The organism is Candidatus Binataceae bacterium (genome assembly GCA_035294265.1).
Taxonomy (GTDB): domain Bacteria; phylum Desulfobacterota; class Binatia; order Binatales; family Binataceae; genus DATGLK01.
The window spans coordinates 34,840-51,435 of sequence record DATGLK010000018.1; the positions used below are offsets into that span (position 1 = coordinate 34,840).

A 16,596-nucleotide genomic window follows, 5' to 3' on the forward strand; every position below is an offset into this window, starting at 1 on the left:
GACATCCTCTCACAGGCGATTTCTCTTTTGGACTATTGCTAAGCGATGCAGAGCTGCAAATTATTGGTGGGCGATCGCACGCTAAGGTCCGACCCGCGCGTAGGCCACCAGACAATCCATCCAGCGCGCAGCGTCGGGCTGGCGCAGATAGTAAGCCTTAAGCCAACGCCCGATAATCCCCCGCGGTCGCATCCGCTTGCCGCGCCGTAGTGGGCCGAGCAGCGCGGCCAGAGGCGCCGGCAGCGGTGGTTCGCGATCAAGCCGCTTCTCCAAAAGCAAAGGCTTGAAGCCCCCCAGTTCTAGACATCGTAGCAGGCTGGTGGGCCCGAAGTAGGCGATGTGAGCGGGCGGTACGAACCACACATTGCCAGGAGCGTTATTCTCGGCACCTACACCCTCGAAGTTCGGGGTGGACACCGTCAATAGACCGTCGGGCGCGAGCAGCGGAACGAGCCGGCGCAGCATTGCCGGCGGATCGGGCAGATGCTCGAGCACCTCGTACATCACCACGCATTGGTAGCGCCGACCGGCGGCTTCGATCTGTTCCAATGAACTGTAGAGCTGACAACCTACGCGCTGCGCGCATACTGCCCTCATCGGCGCTCCAATCTCCAAACCCTCGACCTGGTAACCCGCTGTGCGGGCCATTGAGAGGAAATGACCCGAGGCGCAGCCGATTTCCAAAAGCGTGCGCGGTGGTGGCGCAAAGGCTGCAAGCTGGCGCAGCCGCTCGGCGAACATTTTGGTCATTATCGCCGGCGCCAATTCGGCATAGTCGCTGGGATAGCCGTGGGCGGTGCCGCCGCTCCAATAGGCGTCATCCTGATAAATAGTGTTCAGATCGAGACCGGGAGGCAGCACGGCGAAGCTGTAGCCGCAGGCGGGGCAGCGCACGATCGCAAACCCTTCGCGTTCCATCCGATACGCGGTCGCCCAGCCGCATAAAACGCATGGGGGCCAGGGCGTAGTCGGCGACGGCGGAGGGGTCAAACTGGGCATCGGCGAACGTGCCGGGGGCAGGCTAACATCGCCAATTCATAATCGGCGGGGTCTAAGTCCTGGTCAAGAGGGGGCCAGCCTGCGCCGGCGCTGCTCACTCCACCATCGTTGCAGCCGTCGGATCATAACCCGCGACAAGGGTTGGCTGAGCTCTGAAAATCCTGGCGCTGCTGTGGTGTCAAGGGCTTCCACTGCTCCCTCCAGCATGCTGTTAGGTGTATTGCAGATCGGCTGCAGTTCGATACGCAACTGCTCCAAGCGCTGGGGGCGTTCGCTGTAAGGCACCAGCTCGAAGGTAAAGCCCAGCGGATGATGTTGGCTGATGCAGGGCCGCAGGCCCCAGAAATGGCTGAGCAGATGGGCCTGGATGTCATCGCTTTGCCCGAGGTAGATCCACTGCTCGGCGAAAATTCCGTAGATCCCCGAGCTGGATGGGGTGTGGGCGCGGATTGAAACCAGCGACCAGGGATAACTGTCTGGATTGAGCACGGGCATCGAAAAACGCCTTGTGCCGATGTCGATAAATTGTAGGCTGCGGCGCTGGCGCTGGCCAGAGGGGCGCTTAGCTCATCCGTGAACCCCCAAAGGCTTCCTGGGAAGAGTCCTATACTTCGACCAGAATGTCGCCGTTTTCAATCTTAACGGGAAAAATGGTGAGCTTTTTGTTCGGGTCGCGGGTATAGCAGCCGGTAGTTAACTCGAAAGTCCATCCATGCCATGGGCATTGCAGGCGAGTCCCGCGCAAATAACCGTCGGCCAGCGGTCCGCCCATGTGGTAACACCAGGCCTCAATCGCGTAGAAGTTACCCTCGACATTGAACAGCGCGATCTCCTGTTCGCCGACCTTGAACTGCTTGCCCTGCCCGACCGCAACGTCCTCGACTCGGGCCAATTTGACGAAGTTGCCCACGCGCTCTCCTTTGGTTGACCAGCTCAAGTGGTATATTCGGCGTTGATCTTTACGTAGTCGTAACTCAAGTCACTGGTCAGCACGGTAGCCACCGCGCGCCCCTGCTTTAGATCGACGGTCAGAGCGAACTGGCGCTGCTTCATCCGCAGCGCCGCGGCGGGCAGCGCCGCCACCAGGATCTTGCCGCGAGCCGCAATCCGCACCCGATCGATCCACAGCTCCAGTCGCTGGGGATCAAACGTGACTCCGCAGGCACCCGCCGCCGCGGCGATCCGCCCGACATTGGGATCGCAGCCGAAGAAGGCAGTCTTGACCAACAGGGAGTTGGCGATCTGCCGCGCGACTCGCTCCGCGTCTTCGCGCCGGCGCGCGCCGCGCACCTCGATGGAGACCAGCTTAGAGGCCCCCTCGCCGTCGAAGACCATCTGGCGGGCCAATTCCCCAGCCAGCGCGCTAACTGCATCGGCGAAGGCCTTGATCTCGCGCGGGCGCAGCGCTCCGTTGGCGGCCGCACCGCTGGCCGCGAGGATCAGACTGTCGTTGGTAGACATATCGCCGTCCACCGTAATGGCGTTGAAACTGGGAGCGGCTGCCTGGCGCACGAGGTGGCGCACGGTGGCCAGTGGCAGCGCGGCATCGGTCAGGATAAAGGCCAGCATGGTTGCCATGTTGGGCGCGATCATGCCGGCCCCCTTGGCCACTCCCGTCACCGTTACGGTGGTGCCGCCGGCGCGCAGCGTGGTGGTCGCCAACTTGGGTCTGGTGTCGGTGGTCATGATCGCCTGGGCAAACGCACTGAGCCCATCGGGAGCCAGGGCGGCGAGCGCAGCGCGGATTCCGTCACGATAGCGCTGAAGGTCGTAGAGATGGCCGATCACGCCAGTGGAGCAGGGAATTACCAGCGCGGGAGGGCAGCCCAGCGCGCGCGCCAGCGCGGTGCAGGAAGCCTGGGCCAGCTTCATCCCGGGTGCGCCGGTGAAACAATTGGCGCTGCCAGAGTTGGCCGCAATGGCCCGCAAGCTGCCGGCGCGTAGGCGTGTTTGTGCCAAGCTGACCGGCGCGGCCTTAACCCGGTTGGTGGTGAAGACGCCAGCGGCGACCGCTGGCCGATCAGCCACGATTAAACCTAGATCGGGGTTCTGCGAAGTCTTAAGTCCGGCTCGGACTCCGGCCATTCTGAAGCCTGCCACTACCTCCGCCCGCGGTTCCATTGCATCTACCTCGCCAGCGGCGATTTAAACCGAGCCGCGGACGGCGAGCAAGTGTGTTCAGCGGCCGTGGCAGCGTTTGTATTTTTTGCCCGAGCCGCACGGACAGGGATCGTTGCGGCCGACCTTGTCGCCGTCGCGCCGGACCGGAGCGGCGGCGGCCTGCTCGCTCTGACCGCCGTGACTCATCACCACCTGCTGCGGCCGTTGCTGTTGGGCTTGCTCCAGCCGTTCGACTTCCTGCTCGCGTGCGACCTGGACCGAAAACAGCTTCTCGACCACATCCTGCTGCATTACCCCCAGCATCGCCTCGAACATCGAGAAGCCTTCCTTCTGGTACTCGACCAAAGGGTTTTGCTGGGCGTAGCCGCGCAGGCCGATCCCCTCTTTGAGATGGTCCATCGCGAGCAGGTGATCCTTCCACAAGGCATCCAGGGTCTGGAGCAGGATGATCTTCTCGACCTGCCGCATCACGGGCGGCGTGAAGGCCGCCTCGCGCTCGTCGTAAAGCTTGCGCACCCGCTCGATGCAGGCGCTCTTTAGCTGGGCGGAATCGGCGGGCACGCTGCCATTATTGCGGAACTCGGGACGAAACTTGAATTGGCGGAAAAACGCGTCTTCCAACGCTTTCCAGTCCCAATCCAGCGGGTCCAGCTGATCGCTGGCGTGGGCATCGACGATGCTCTCGATCAGTTCCTCGCACATGTCCAAGACATCGTCCTTGAGCGAGGCGCTGCCCAAAAGCTCGCGGCGGCGATGGTACACCACCTCGCGCTGCTTGTTCATCACGTCGTCGTATTCGAGGAGATGCTTGCGGATATCGAAGTTATGGGCTTCGACCTTCTTTTGTGCGTTTTCGATCGCCCGGGAGATCCAGCGATGCTCGATCGGCATGCCGTCTTCCATCCCGATGCGGCCCATCAGCCCCTTGAGGCGGTCGGCGCCGAAGATGCGCAGCAGGTCATCCTCCAGCGAGAGATAGAACTGCGAGCTGCCGGGATCGCCCTGGCGCCCGGAGCGCCCGCGCAACTGGTTGTCGATGCGGCGCGACTCGTGCCGCTCGGTGCCCAGGATATGCAGCCCGCCGGCTTGCAGCACCCGCTCGCGCTCGGCCGCGCATTGTTCGCGAAACTTCGCTAGCGCCTCCTGAAAGGTAGGATCAGTGGGATCACGCGTGCCGGCCTGATCGGCGGCCATGAAGTCGGCATTGCCACCCAGCACGATATCGGTGCCGCGGCCGGCCATGTTGGTGGAGATCGTCACCGCGCCCAGACGCCCGGCTTGCGCCACAATCTCGGCCTCGCGCTCGTGGTTCTTGGCATTGAGCACGGCGTGTTTGACCCCGGCGCGCTTGAGCAGGTTGGAAACCCGTTCGGATTTCTCGATCGATACCGTGCCCACCAAGACCGGCTGGCCGCGCTCGTGACAATCGCGAATTTCCTCGACTACCGCGTCGAATTTCTCAGCTTCGCTCTTGTACACCAGGTCCTGGTTGTCCTTGCGAATCATGGGCCGATTGGTGGGTACTACCATCACCTGCAAGCCGTAAATCTGGTTGAACTCCACCGCTTCGGTGTCGGCCGTCCCGGTCATTCCGGCCAGTTTCTTGTACATGCGGAAGTAGTTCTGGAAGGTGATCGTGGCCAGGGTCTGGTTTTCGGACTCGATCTTGACGTTTTCCTTGGCCTCGACCGCCTGATGCAGGCCGTCGCTCCAGCGCCGTCCCGGCATCAAGCGGCCGGTGAATTCGTCAACGATGATGACCTCGCCGTCTTTGACCACGTAATCGACATCGCGCTTGAACAGGGTGTGGGCCTTGAGTGCCTGATTGACGTGATGGATGAGCAGGATATTGCGCGGATCGTAGAGATTGTCCACTCCTAGTAGCTTCTCGACACGCGTGACGCCCTCTTCAGTCAGCGCCACGGTACGCAACTTTTCATCGATCGAATAGTCGGTTTCGGCCCTCAGCCGGGGCACCACCCGGTCGACCACGTAATAGGTATCGGTGGATTCTTCGGAGGCACCCGAGATGATCAGCGGCGTGCGCGCCTCGTCGATCAGGATTGAGTCGACCTCGTCCACGATCGCGTAGTTGAATTCGCGCTGGACGTAATCGTCGAGGTTGAACTTCATGTTATCGCGCAGGTAGTCGAAGCCGAATTCGTTGTTCTGGCCGTAGGTGATGTCGCAGGCGTAGGCCTGCTTGCGCTGCGCGTCGGACAGGCCGTGTACGATCACGCCCACGCTCAGTCCCAGGTAGGTGTAGACCCGCCCCATCCATTCGGCGTCGCGCCGGGCCAGGTAATCGTTGACCGTGACCACGTGTACGCCGCGCCCACTGAGCGCGTTGAGAGTGGAGGGCAGGGTGGCAACCAGGGTTTTGCCCTCGCCGGTTTTCATCTCGGCGATGCGGCCTTCGTGCAAGACCATGCCGCCCAGCAATTGCACGTCGAAATGGCGCTGCCCCAGAGTGCGCTTGGCCGCCTCGCGCACGATCGCGAAGACTTCGGGTAAGGCGTCTTGCAGCGCTCCGGCTTGCTCTTCGGCCTCTTCCAGCGGCGCGATCCGTTCGCGCCAGGTGGCGATGCGCGCGCGCAACTGCTCGGCGCTTTCGGCCTCCAAGGTGGGCTCCAGCCGGTTGATTTCTTCCACCAGCGGGCGCATCCGCTTGAGTTCGCGATCGTTTTTGGAGCCGAAGACCTTACGTCCCAGGCGCGTGAAAATATCCACAGCCATGTGCTTTCCAAGTTTACTAGCGGAGGATGCCGCGCGAAAGCCATGCTCGCCGCCGCGGGTCCCGGCGCTATCGTTCGATGCGCACCGAAGATTCCACCTCGGGGCCGAAAAACCGCCGCCCCACCTTCACAAATCTCTCCGGCGCCTCGGTTACAAAGAAACTGCGCGTGCCGGCCCCGGCTTTTGCCAGCAGACGATGATTACCCAGCAACTCACGCACCGCCGCCGCGGTGGCCGCGGCCGAATCCACCAGCTTTATCTCCGGCCCCAAGGCGTGCGCAATCACCTCGCGCAGTAACGGATAATGAGTGCAGCCTAAGAGCAAAGTATCGATGCCACTGGCTTTGAGGCTGCCCAGATAATGGCGCACCGTGAGTTCCGCCACTTCATTGTCGGTCCAGCCCTCCTCGGCCAGTGGCACCAGCAGCGGGCAGGCTCGAGTATAAAGTTCGGCATGCGGGCGCAATTGCCGAATCAGCCGGGTGTAGGCGCCCGAGGCGATCGTCGCTTCGGTGCCGATTACCCCAATCTTGCCCGTGCGCGAGGCCTTGGTCGCAGCCCGCGCCCCCGGTTCCAGCACGCCTACCACTGGAATCGTGGTCTGAGCCGCGATCGACTCCAGCGCCACCGCGCTGGCGGTGTTGCACGCAATCACTAGCAACTTGATTCCCTTGGCCAGCAGAAACTCGGTGTTCTCGCGCGAATAACGACTGATTACCTCGTTGGATTTGGTGCCATAGGGCGCGCGCGCGGTATCGCCTAGATAAATAAAATCTTCGTTCGGCAATACAACGCTCAGCGCCTTGAGCACCGTCAGACCGCCGATACCGGAATCGAAGACCCCGATTGCTCGTCGGCTTAAGCCGTTGGTGCTCCGCTTGCCGCCGGCGCGGCGGCGGGACGTGACGTTGTTCGCCATCAGCCGCTCGCCAGCCGCGCGCCCAGCAACCCCGCTCGTGCCGGCGGTGCGCCCAAGACCCGTTCGCTCATGGTGGCCGATTCCATGCACAAGTAGGTGAGTAAATCGGCTCGGCGGGCGCGAATGTGTTGGGCCAAGGCGCTCAACAATGCGGCGCGCAAGGGCACAAAGGTCCGATAGCGGCCATCGGGAGCCAGCACCTCTTCGCCCACCAACATTGCATCGGCCGGAAAGCGCCGGCGCGCGATCGTTCGCAGGCCTGGCGTCATGCGCAAGCCGCCCAGGCTGATAAAGGCTATCCGGCCCGGATCGATCGTCTCAAACAATTGGTCAAGCAGCGCTAAATAATCGCACTGCGCTTGCTCGTAGGCGATCACAGGGTCGAGATGGAAGGCGATCCGGTAACCGGCTTCGCAAAGCCGGCGCGCGGCGGCGATACGGGCGGACGGCGGCGCGCTACGATGCTCGCAGCTTTGATGAACGGCGGGCGGTGACAAGCTCCAGGAGACCAGCACCTGCCCCTTGGGATCGACGGTCAGCAGGTTGTCGATCTCGTCGGTCTTGGTCTTGAGTTCCAACGTCAACCTGCGCTGGCGCGAGAAGAAGTCCACTAGCTCCAGGCTTAAACCGGTAAGCTTGTCCCAGGCCAGCGAATCCGCCCATTCGCCGGTGCCCACCCGCAGATGGTTACCACCGGCGCGCTTACCCAGGGTGGCGAGTTCGTCAAAAGCCTGGGTGTAATTGGCGTAGATTTGGAAGCTGGGGTTGTTGGCGACATACTCCTGCAGGAAGCAGTAGCTGCAATCCATAGGGCAATTGGAGGCCAGTGCCATCACCAGGTAGCCGCAGCAGGCGAATTCCCCTCCGCCCGCCGGGCAGGCCATTACGAAGGGGCTGCGCCGGCGCATCAGCACCAGCCGTCGCTTACCCGCCACGAAGGGATCGGCGAACTGAGTGTCGGGCCGAGTCGCGGCACGCCCGTCATCCACATACTCCACCGCCACGCCCGCGGGCAGCCCCGCGAGCACCCGGCGCGCCAGGGCGCCGGAGCGAAATTCCTGTTCAATTACAATTCGGTCCAGCTCAAAATTCATCCGAACCACCAAGCCCGGCTATCACCCGCTTAAGCTGGGCGGCCTGCGCGCGCAGCGCTTCGAGCTGATGGTCGAACTGGGCTGGCGTGCGCGGGTTAAGCCGAATCTGCAGCTCATCAGAGCTTAAATCACGGGGCAATACCACCGTTACGCCGCTCGGTAGCTTAAGCTCCCCCAGCGCGGCCGACAGCCGCTCGCGCATCCGATGCAGTCGCGGATAGCGCAATTCGGTCAAGCGCGCCAGGTAGGCGCTGGCCCGTTCGGGTCGCGAACCGGGAGCGTCGATCAGCTTTTGCAACTCAGGCTGACGCATCACCGTGCCCACCTCGGTGCCCTGGCGCAGCGCGATATCGCTGAGCAGATCGAGGGCTGAGAGCAGCTGGCCAGTGCGTAGTTTGAGGACTTGCGCCAACTCAAGTATCGCTAGCCCATCTGCTTCGCCCATCGCCAGCCACCGCTCCAGCGCCGGTGCGGAGATGTGATGAGCGCTGGCATAAGCGCGAATCGCCGCCTGGGCGCCCGCTTCAGACATCATCAGGACACTCCAACGGCTGGGCGCGGAGCAGGCCTGCCACTAAGTTGCGATCCAGCGTCAGGTTGTGCTCCAACTGAATTGCAATCTGGCCGGCCAAGCCACGATAGAAATCGGCCTGGCGTTCGTGCCGACGCCGTTCCAATCCCTGTGCATAGATTCCGCATTTTTGCCTGAGCACCAGCGCGGTCTGACGCTGCATCGCGGCGTCCAGATCACCCGCGGCCAAGAGCTTGAGCAGGCTGCGAATCCGGAATCGATCCAGCGCCGGAGTCAGTGCAGAGAGCTGGCCATGAGGGCCGGCGCGCCGGATCACCAGCGGCGCGTCGAGCAAACCGACCGGATGCTTGATCAGCACGCGCAGCCACAAATCGTAGTCTTCGCAGGCCGCCAGGCGCGGGTCAAAGCCGGCCAGGGCGGTGAACAGATCGGCCCGCATCATCACCGCCGAAGGGCTGATCAGGCAGGTGCGCAGCGCGGCCACGAAGAATTGCCCCTCGGGCTTGCGATGACGGCGGCCAGGATTGACTGGCCGCCCCTCGCGCAGCCACAACTCCTGCGTCTGGGCGATCCGCAGATGCGGATGATTGGCGAAGTAGGCAAGTTGGCGGGCCAGCTTGTCCGGCATCCATAGATCGTCGGAATCCAAGAAGGCCAGATATTCGCCGGTGGCCACGGCCGCTCCGTGATTGCGCGCAGCTGCTGGTCCGCGATTTTCCTGGCGCAACAGCTTAACCGCGCAGCCCGAGGGCGCTTGGGCCAATGCCGCGGCAAGTTCACCCTCGTTAAGGTCCTCCCATGTGCCGTCATCGGAGCCATCATCGACCACGATAAGCTCGAAGTTGGCCCCGCGCTGTGCCGCGACCGAGGCGATCGCCTCCTTGAGCATCGCGCGGCGATTGTATGCTGGGATTATGACACTAACCGCCGGCATCACGCCTCCACCGGGCCGCCGCGCCGTGAGCTGGCTGCTGAACGCCCCACGGCCAACAGCGCGCGCCGCAGCGGCTCAATCCCTTCATTGTTTACCACCGAGCAGAAATTGATGGAGCTGCCCAGGGCGCCGAGGCGAGCCCGCGCGGCGACCCTTTCGGCGCGCCCGACTTTGTCGCATTTGGTGGCTACGACGAGGAGCTCGAGGCGGCGGCGCGCGGCCGCGATCGCCAGATTGCGCTCGACTTCGCCCGGCTCGCGGCGAATATCGACCAGCAGCACCATCGCCGCCAGCGTCGCGCGCCGGGTCAGAAACTCTTCCATCAAGGCCCCCAGTTTTGTCGCTTGTTCGGCAGGCATCCGGGCATAGCCGAAACCCGGCAGATCGACGACCGCTAAATCTTCGCCGACGGTGAAGAAATTCAGCGCCTGGGTACGACCGGGGGTGCTGCTGGTGCGGGCGAGCCCTTTGCTCCCGGCCAGCGCATTGATAAGCGAGCTTTTACCGACGTTGGAGCGGCCGACGATGGCGATCTCGCGCCGCTCCCAGCGGGGACATTGGGCCAAGGAATGGGCGGCGGTGGCGAAGCTCCACAGTAGTTTCACGCCATTACTCTTAGCATGCCGGGTGCCTGGCTTCCTGTACTCCGCCCCTTATTCTTACCGCGGAAGCAATCGGCCTGCGTGCTCTATATTTACCTGGTTGTGCGCCGCTGTGCGGCGAGGGTAGAGTCGTTGGTGCGATGCGCTACGCGATGGGTATTGTGCTCGCTTTCGTGCTGACCTTTCCGTTAGCTCCGAAATGCGGCCTGGTGCGGGGGGCGAATGTCGCCCCGGCCACTTGCTGTGCCCGGCCCTGTTCGATGCCGGCGGGACAACGGGCCGCCGACTGTTGCGCGAGCGCGCCTTCTTCCATAGACACGCTGGCCTATCACGGTACGCCGCCAGTTTTTACCGCGGCCCTGCCGCTTGGACGAATTCAATCGCGGCTCCTGCTATCGCCGTCGTCGCGGCCGTACTTGCCGCGCCTGCTGCCCTCGTCGTCGCCGCCCCTGCGCGACATCATCTGTTCCCGTCAGATCTGATCTTTCCCTCGCTCTTTGGTCGTTGAGTCAGCGAGTCAGCCGCCAGCGCGCGGTCCGACGCTGACAGGTCAAGGTGGGTGATGGATCGCGCCTGCGGCGCGCGCCGCGGCGGCGCCTCGGATGGGTCGCGTGAGGCGAACGAAAGGGGTCTGATGCCATGGAGTATCGACAAGCCAGAGGCCAGAGGGAAGCTCGAGCAAGAATCATAATTTTCAGTTTGGGATGCTTAGGATTATGTGCCGCCGTGGCGCGGGCGCAGCCACGGCCGGCGCTTGCCGGCGACGGCGCTGCCGCCCAAACCCTACCCTCCTTGGTCGCCGAGGCGCTCGCCGACAGCCCGCTTATCATCGCCGCGCGCCACAAATGGCAGGCGGCGCAGAAAGTTCCGCTGCAGGAAGCTTCCTTGCCCGATCCGCAGGTCACGTTTCAGAACCTGGCGGTGGGCAATCCGATTCCCGGCCACGATCTGCAGAGCAATAACTTTGCCTATCTAGGCTACGGCGTTACCCAGGAGGTTCCTTTCCCGACCAAGCTGGGTCTGCGCGGCTCGATCGCGCGCGAGCAGGCTCGCTGGGCCTGGGAAGCTTATCAAGCACAGCGGCGCGCGCTGATCGAGCAGGTGCGGGAGAGCTATTTCGAACTGTTCTACCTGGCCAAATCCCGGGAGCTTTTGCACCGCACCTACCAGCAGTTCCGCGGGATCGCCAACATCACCCGGGCCCAATACGAGGTCGGCACCGCCCGACAGCAAGACGTGCTTAAGGCGCAGCTCGAAATGACCTCGATCCTCGACGAACTGCAGACCGCGCGCGAAGGGTTTGAGCAGGGGCAGGCCAACCTCAAGGCGATGGTGGGGCGCGACCCCGACTCGCCCGACATCGCGATCGGCGAGGTCACGCCGACGCTGTTCAAGCTGGACCAGCATCAATTGCGGCAACTGGCCTTGGCGGCCTCGCCGGTACTCAAGCAGGCCCAGGCGCTGGAGGACAAGAGCGAGCAAGCCTTGAGGCTGGCCCGTCAGAGTTACATTCCCGATCTCAGTCTTTCCTACATGTACCAGAACACCGGGTCACGGTTCCCTGATTACTACATGGCGACCGTCGGCCTGAGCATTCCCTTGTACTTCTGGCGCAAGCAGACGCCGGCAATCGACCAGGCTGGGGCGGAGCAGGAATCGGCACACGCTCAGACCTTCGCCACCCGGCTGGAGGTATTGGCGCAGGCGCAGAACCAGTGGGTTGCGATTCAGACCACGCAGCGCGTCAGCAAAATCTACCACGATGGCCTGCTCCCCCAGGCTCGGGCAACTCTGCAATCCGCGCTAGCCGCATACCGCGTGGGCAAGGTCGATTTCCAAACCCTGCTTAGCGCCGAGATCGACCTGCTGCGGCTGGAGCAGGAGTACTACCGCGTGGTCGCCGACCATGAGATCGCGATTGCCCGGATTAGCCAGATCATCGGAGAGGTGCCATGAGCTTGTCGGTACGCCAGTTCAGCCTGACTTCGCGCGGCGACCGCGGGCCAAGCCAAGCGTGGGCCGCGGCGCGCTGCTTGCTGGCGCTCTCGATAGTGTTGGGCGCCGGCGGCGCGCGGGCCCAGGCGTCGCGCGCCGCCATCCAAGTCTCGGTGCGTCAGCGCCAGCTAATCGGCCTGCAACTAGCGACGGTAGAAGAAAGGAGGCTGCAGGACCTAATTCGGACTACGGCGATAATCGAACCCGACGAGCAGCGTGAAGGCTACGTGCAGACCCGTTTCGCGGGCTGGATCCGGAAGGTCTTCGTCAATCAGACCTATCAATACGTAACCCGAGGGCAGCGGCTGTTCACCATCTACAGCCCCGACCTGGTCAACGCCGAGCAGGAGTATCTGCTCGCCTTGGCGACTACCAAGGAGTTGCGTACCAGCGATATTCCCGACGTGGCCAGCGGCGCTCAGTCGTTGGTCGGGGCGGCGCTGGAGCGCCTCAAGCTCTTCGGCGTATCGCCCGGCGAGATTGTCCGCCTCCAGCGTCAGCGCACTATTCGCGATGCAGTCGCGATCGACGCGCCGATGAGCGGCTACGTGGTCGATTGGTCGGCCCTACCCAACGAGTACGTGCAGCCGGAAACCCGGCTCTACACTATCGCCGATCTCAGTAAGGTTTGGATCTACGCCGCGGTGTTTCAAAACCAGTTGGCCGAGATCAAGCTGGGTGATTCGGTCGCGGTCACTATCGACGCCTATCCTGGTCGCACTTTCACGGGCCGAGTGGACTTCATCTGGCAAGGGATCGATCCGACCACGCGCACGGGACGGGTGCGCTGTGCTTTTGCCAACCCCCAGGGGCTGCTCAAGCTGGGCATGTACGCCAACATCACGCTGATGGCGCGGCTGGGCCAAGGGTTAGTGATTCCCGATACCGGGGTGCTGCGTACCGGAACTCACAATGTGGCCTTCATCGATCGTGGTGACGGTTACCTGCAACCGGTCGAGGTGGAGCTGGGACCGCACCTGGGCGACGTTTTCGTGGTGCGTGCGGGGCTGCGGGCCGGTCAGCGGATCGTCAGCTCGGCCAACTTCCTGATCGATTCGGAAAGCCAGTTGCAGGCCGCGCTGGGCACTTTCCAACCGCTGCCGCCGGGCGCCAGCACGGCGGCCGGCGCGCCCGCGGGGACGATCGAGCTTGCGACCAAGCCGACGCCGCCGCGCAAGGGCAGCAACCAAATCCTGCTCACGGTGCGCGACCGCGCAGGCAAGCCAGTTGCCGACGCCGCCGTCACGCTGGTGTTTTTCATGCCGGCGATGCCCGCGATGGGGATGTCGGCGATGCGGCAGACGGCAATCGCCAAGCCGCTGGGCGGCGGCAATTATGTTGCCGACGTGAACCTGGAAAGCGGCGGCTCCTGGAGTGTGACGCTCTTGGCAACCAGGGGCGGCCAGGAGATAGCGCGCAGCCAAATGACGCTGTTGGCCACGGATGGGATGTAGTGGTGAGGCCATGATCGAAGCAGCCATCGATTGGTGTAGTCGCAACCGCTTCCTGGTCGTGCTCTTCGCCATGGCAACGGTTCTGGCGGGGGTCTGGTCGTTGCGGCGCACCCCGCTGGATGCGCTGCCCGATATCTCCGACGTTCAGGTCATCATTCATACTCCATGGACGGGCGAGCCGCCCGAAGTGATCGAAGACCAGGTGACCTATCCGATTGTTACCACGATGCTGGCGGCGCCGCGGGTCAAGGCGGTGCGGGCCCAGACCATGTTCAACGACTCCTACGTTTACGTGGTATTTCAGGACGGCACCGACCTCTACTGGGCGCGCAGCCGGGTGCTCGAATACATGCAGCAGTTGCAAAGCCTGCTACCTGCAGGCGTCCATCCCGCGATCGGGCCCGATGCCACCGGCGCGGGCTGGATTTACGAATATGTCGTGCTGGACCGCCGTCACAACCTCAGCTTGGCCGACCTCGACACCCTACAGCGATGGTATATCCGCTACCAGCTCGAAACCGTCCCTGGGGTGGCCGAAGTCGCAAGTATCGGCGGATTCGTCCGGCAGTATCAGGTCAAGCTGGACCCCAATCGGCTGTTGGCCCTGCACGTGTCGTTACAAACGGTGATTGACAAGATTCGCGACAGCAACAACGAGGTTGGCGGGCGGGTGCTGGAGATGAGCGGCGCCGATTACATGGTGCGCGGCCTGGGGTACATCAAGACCCTCGCCGAGTTGGGCAACGTGCCCGTGGGCAGCCACGACGGCACGCCTATTCTGGTGCGTGACCTCGGTGTGGTGAGCTTCGGCCCCGACCTGCGCGAGGGAATCGCCGAATGGAACGGCGAGGGTCAGACCGTGGGCGGGATTGTCGTGATGCGCTACGGCCAGAACGCGCTCAGCGTCATCAATGGGATCAAGGCCAAGCTCGCCCAGATCCAGTCGAGCCTGCCTGCGGGAGTTCAAATCGTGGCGGGCTACGACCGCTCGGGCCTGATCGACGCTTCGATCGCGACCCTGACCCGCGACCTGATCGACGAAGCGATCATCGTAAGCCTGGTGGTGATCGTCTTCCTGTTCCACTTCCGCTCCGCGCTGATCCCGATCCTAAGCATTCCGGTCGCCGTGCTGGCCTCGTTCATTCCGATGTTCTACCTGCAGGTTAGCTCCAACATCATGTCGCTGGGCGGCTTCGCGCTGGCGATCGGCGTGTTGATCGACGCCGCGATCGTGATGGTGGAGAACGCTTACCGCCATCTGGCCGAGCAGACCCGCGAGGGGCGCCGGCTTACGCCCCAGGCACACAAGCAGGTGGTAATCGGAGCCGCCAAGCAGGTGGGCCGACCGCTGTTTTATTCGCTGATCATCATCGTGGTCTCCTTTCTGCCGGTGTTCCTGCTGGAGGCGCAGGAAGGGCGGATGTTCAAGCCGCTGGCCTATACCAAAACCTTCGCCATCGCCTTCTCCTCGCTGCTGGCGATCACGATCGTGCCGCTGCTGATGGTCTGGCTGGTGCGCGCGCGGCGCTACCGGCGGGAGCAGGAAAACCCGGTGGCGCGCTTCTTTCAGATGCTCTACCTGCCGGTCATCCGCGTCTGCCTGCGCCATCGCATAATCACCCTGGGCGTAGGCTTGCTGTTCCTGGCGGCCACCTTTCCCCTGGCCGGGCGAATCGGCACTCAATTCATGCCGCCGCTGTTCGAGGGCTCGATGCTCTACATGCCCACGGCCTTGCCCGGAATTTCGATTACCACCGCCGGCCATCTGCTGCAGGAGCAGGACCGGATTCTGAAATCGTTTCCCGAGGTGGAAAGCGTCTTCGGCACCGTGGGGCGCTCCGACAGCGCCACCGATAATGCGCCAATGGACATGTACGACACCACCGTGACGCTGCGACCGCGGGCGCAGTGGCCGGCCGGGATGGACTACGACCGCCTGGTGCAGGAAATGAACGCCAAGCTGGATTTTCCCGGCCTCGCCAATACCTGGACGATGCCGGTGGAGAACCGGCTCGATATGGAACTGACCGGGATCAAGACTCCGGTCGGGCTCAAGGTTCAGGGCCCCCAGTTGGGCGAGATCGAACGTATCGGCGGCGAGGTGGAACGAATCCTCAGCGGGGTGGCTGACACCCGCGGAGTTTTCGCCGAGCGCGTGGCCGAGGGTTTTTACGTCAATATCGAGGTCGATCGGGCGCAAGCCGCGCGCTACGGCCTGACCGTGGGCGACGTGCAGCGGCTGGTCAGCTCGGGAATGGGTGGAGAGAATATCGCGCTCACCGTACAGGGCCGCGATCGCTTTCCAATCAACGTGCGCTACCTGCGCGACTATCGCCAAAATTTGTCGGCGCTGCGCCAGATGCTGATTATGACGCCGCAGGGCGCTCAGATTCCCCTGAGCGAAGTTGCACGCGTCACACTTGGCCAGGGACCTTCGATGATTCGCGACGAGGGTGCCCAGCTCACCGCCTACGTCTTTGTCGATCTGGCCACGAACGACTACAGCGGCTATGTCGCACGCGCCCAGCGCGCACTCGATGCCAAACTACATCTGCCGGCGGGTTACAGCATCAAGTGGTCGGGCGAATACAGCTTCGAACTGCGGGCCAAGCAACGGCTGAGGGTAATCGTGCCCATCGTGATCATGGTGATTTTTGTCTTGCTCTACGTGCTATTCGATGCGCTGTCAGAAGCCTTGATCCTGCTTTTTCCCTGCGCCTTTGCGCTGACTGGTGGACTGCTCCTGCAGTATATGTTGGGAATCAATTTCAGCGTGGCGGTCGCGGTGGGCTATATCGACCTGTTCGGGATCGCGGTCGAGACTGGGGTGATAATGATCATCCTCCTGGATGAGGCGCTGGATCTGCGGCTTGCGAGAGGTCCGGTTGACCATCTCGACATCGAGGCTGCCACGATAGAGGGTGCGGTTCATCGCCTGCGGCCCAAGCTGATGACGGTGTTCGTAGTAATTTTCAGCCTGGTCCCGATTTTCTTCCAAAGCGGGATCGGCAACGACGTGATGAAGCCGATCGCGGTGCCGATCGTAGGCGGCATGATCACTTCTTCGATCGCCGTCCTGATTCTGGTGCCGGTGCTGTTCGCGATGGTCAAGGAGCGCGCGCTGGGCCGCGGCCTGCTGCGCCCCCCCGCGGCGGGCGCGCCGCAGGGGAGCGCGGCTCCTTATGCCTGATGCGGCATGTGCTCGTCGCC

The 16,596-nt window shown here is 63.0% G+C and carries 13 protein-coding genes; 3 read left to right on the forward strand and 10 right to left on the reverse strand.

Features of this window, described 5'->3' with window-relative positions:
- Window positions 1-81 precede the first annotated feature (81 nt).
- The 10 genes from VKV28_03185 to yihA form a co-directional block, all read right to left on the reverse strand.
- Window positions 82-918 carry a class I SAM-dependent methyltransferase gene (locus tag VKV28_03185; protein HLH75790.1) on the reverse strand — a complete coding sequence of 279 codons (837 nt, stop codon included), beginning with the start codon at window positions 916-918 and terminating at the stop codon, window positions 82-84.
- Window positions 919-1,062: 144 nt separating this feature from the next.
- Entirely contained in the window at window positions 1,063-1,494 is a 432-nt protein-coding gene (locus VKV28_03190; GenBank protein ID HLH75791.1) for a hypothetical protein, read from the reverse strand.
- Between the two features lie 109 nt (window positions 1,495-1,603).
- Window positions 1,604-1,909, reverse strand: a complete 306-nt coding sequence (locus VKV28_03195) for a Rieske 2Fe-2S domain-containing protein (protein ID HLH75792.1) — start codon at window positions 1,907-1,909, stop codon at window positions 1,604-1,606.
- A 23-nt stretch (window positions 1,910-1,932) separates the two neighbouring features.
- Window positions 1,933-3,120: a bifunctional glutamate N-acetyltransferase/amino-acid acetyltransferase ArgJ gene (gene argJ / locus VKV28_03200; GenBank protein ID HLH75793.1), complete on the reverse strand. Its 1,188-nt coding sequence runs from the start codon at window positions 3,118-3,120 to the stop codon at window positions 1,933-1,935.
- 57 nt (window positions 3,121-3,177) lie between these two features.
- Window positions 3,178-5,856, reverse strand: coding sequence for a preprotein translocase subunit SecA (secA, locus tag VKV28_03205; GenBank protein ID HLH75794.1), 2,679 nt, complete (start codon window positions 5,854-5,856; stop codon window positions 3,178-3,180).
- Between the two features lie 67 nt (window positions 5,857-5,923).
- Window positions 5,924-6,775 carry a glutamate racemase gene (gene murI, locus VKV28_03210; GenBank protein ID HLH75795.1) on the reverse strand — a complete coding sequence of 284 codons (852 nt, stop codon included), beginning with the start codon at window positions 6,773-6,775 and terminating at the stop codon, window positions 5,924-5,926.
- A complete protein-coding gene (locus tag VKV28_03215; protein HLH75796.1) occupies window positions 6,775-7,869 on the reverse strand; it encodes a hypothetical protein in 1,095 nt (364 codons plus the stop codon). The genes murI and VKV28_03215 overlap by 1 nt, the downstream gene beginning before the upstream one ends.
- Window positions 7,859-8,404 carry a hypothetical protein gene (locus VKV28_03220; protein HLH75797.1) on the reverse strand — a complete coding sequence of 182 codons (546 nt, stop codon included), beginning with the start codon at window positions 8,402-8,404 and terminating at the stop codon, window positions 7,859-7,861. The genes VKV28_03215 and VKV28_03220 overlap by 11 nt, the downstream gene beginning before the upstream one ends.
- A complete protein-coding gene (locus VKV28_03225; GenBank protein ID HLH75798.1) occupies window positions 8,394-9,335 on the reverse strand; it encodes a glycosyltransferase family 2 protein in 942 nt (313 codons plus the stop codon). Before VKV28_03225 ends, VKV28_03220 begins: the two co-directional genes overlap by 11 nt.
- Window positions 9,335-9,940 carry a ribosome biogenesis GTP-binding protein YihA/YsxC gene (gene yihA, locus VKV28_03230; protein ID HLH75799.1) on the reverse strand — a complete coding sequence of 202 codons (606 nt, stop codon included), beginning with the start codon at window positions 9,938-9,940 and terminating at the stop codon, window positions 9,335-9,337. Before yihA ends, VKV28_03225 begins: the two co-directional genes overlap by 1 nt.
- Before the next feature lie 723 nt (window positions 9,941-10,663).
- Here yihA and VKV28_03235 point away from each other — a divergent pair.
- Genes VKV28_03235 through VKV28_03245 form a run of 3 tightly spaced genes read left to right on the forward strand, consistent with a single transcriptional unit; the run spans window position 10,664 to window position 16,576 of the window.
- On the forward strand, window positions 10,664-11,893 hold the full coding sequence (locus tag VKV28_03235) for a TolC family protein (GenBank protein HLH75800.1): 1,230 nt from the start codon (window positions 10,664-10,666) through the stop codon (window positions 11,891-11,893).
- A complete protein-coding gene (locus VKV28_03240; protein ID HLH75801.1) occupies window positions 11,890-13,386 on the forward strand; it encodes a FixH family protein in 1,497 nt (498 codons plus the stop codon). Before VKV28_03235 ends, VKV28_03240 begins: the two co-directional genes overlap by 4 nt.
- 10 nt (window positions 13,387-13,396) lie before the next feature.
- Window positions 13,397-16,576 (forward strand): CusA/CzcA family heavy metal efflux RND transporter, encoded by a 3,180-nt coding sequence (locus VKV28_03245; protein ID HLH75802.1) that lies wholly within the window; start codon window positions 13,397-13,399, stop codon window positions 16,574-16,576.
- Window positions 16,577-16,596 lie beyond the last annotated feature (20 nt).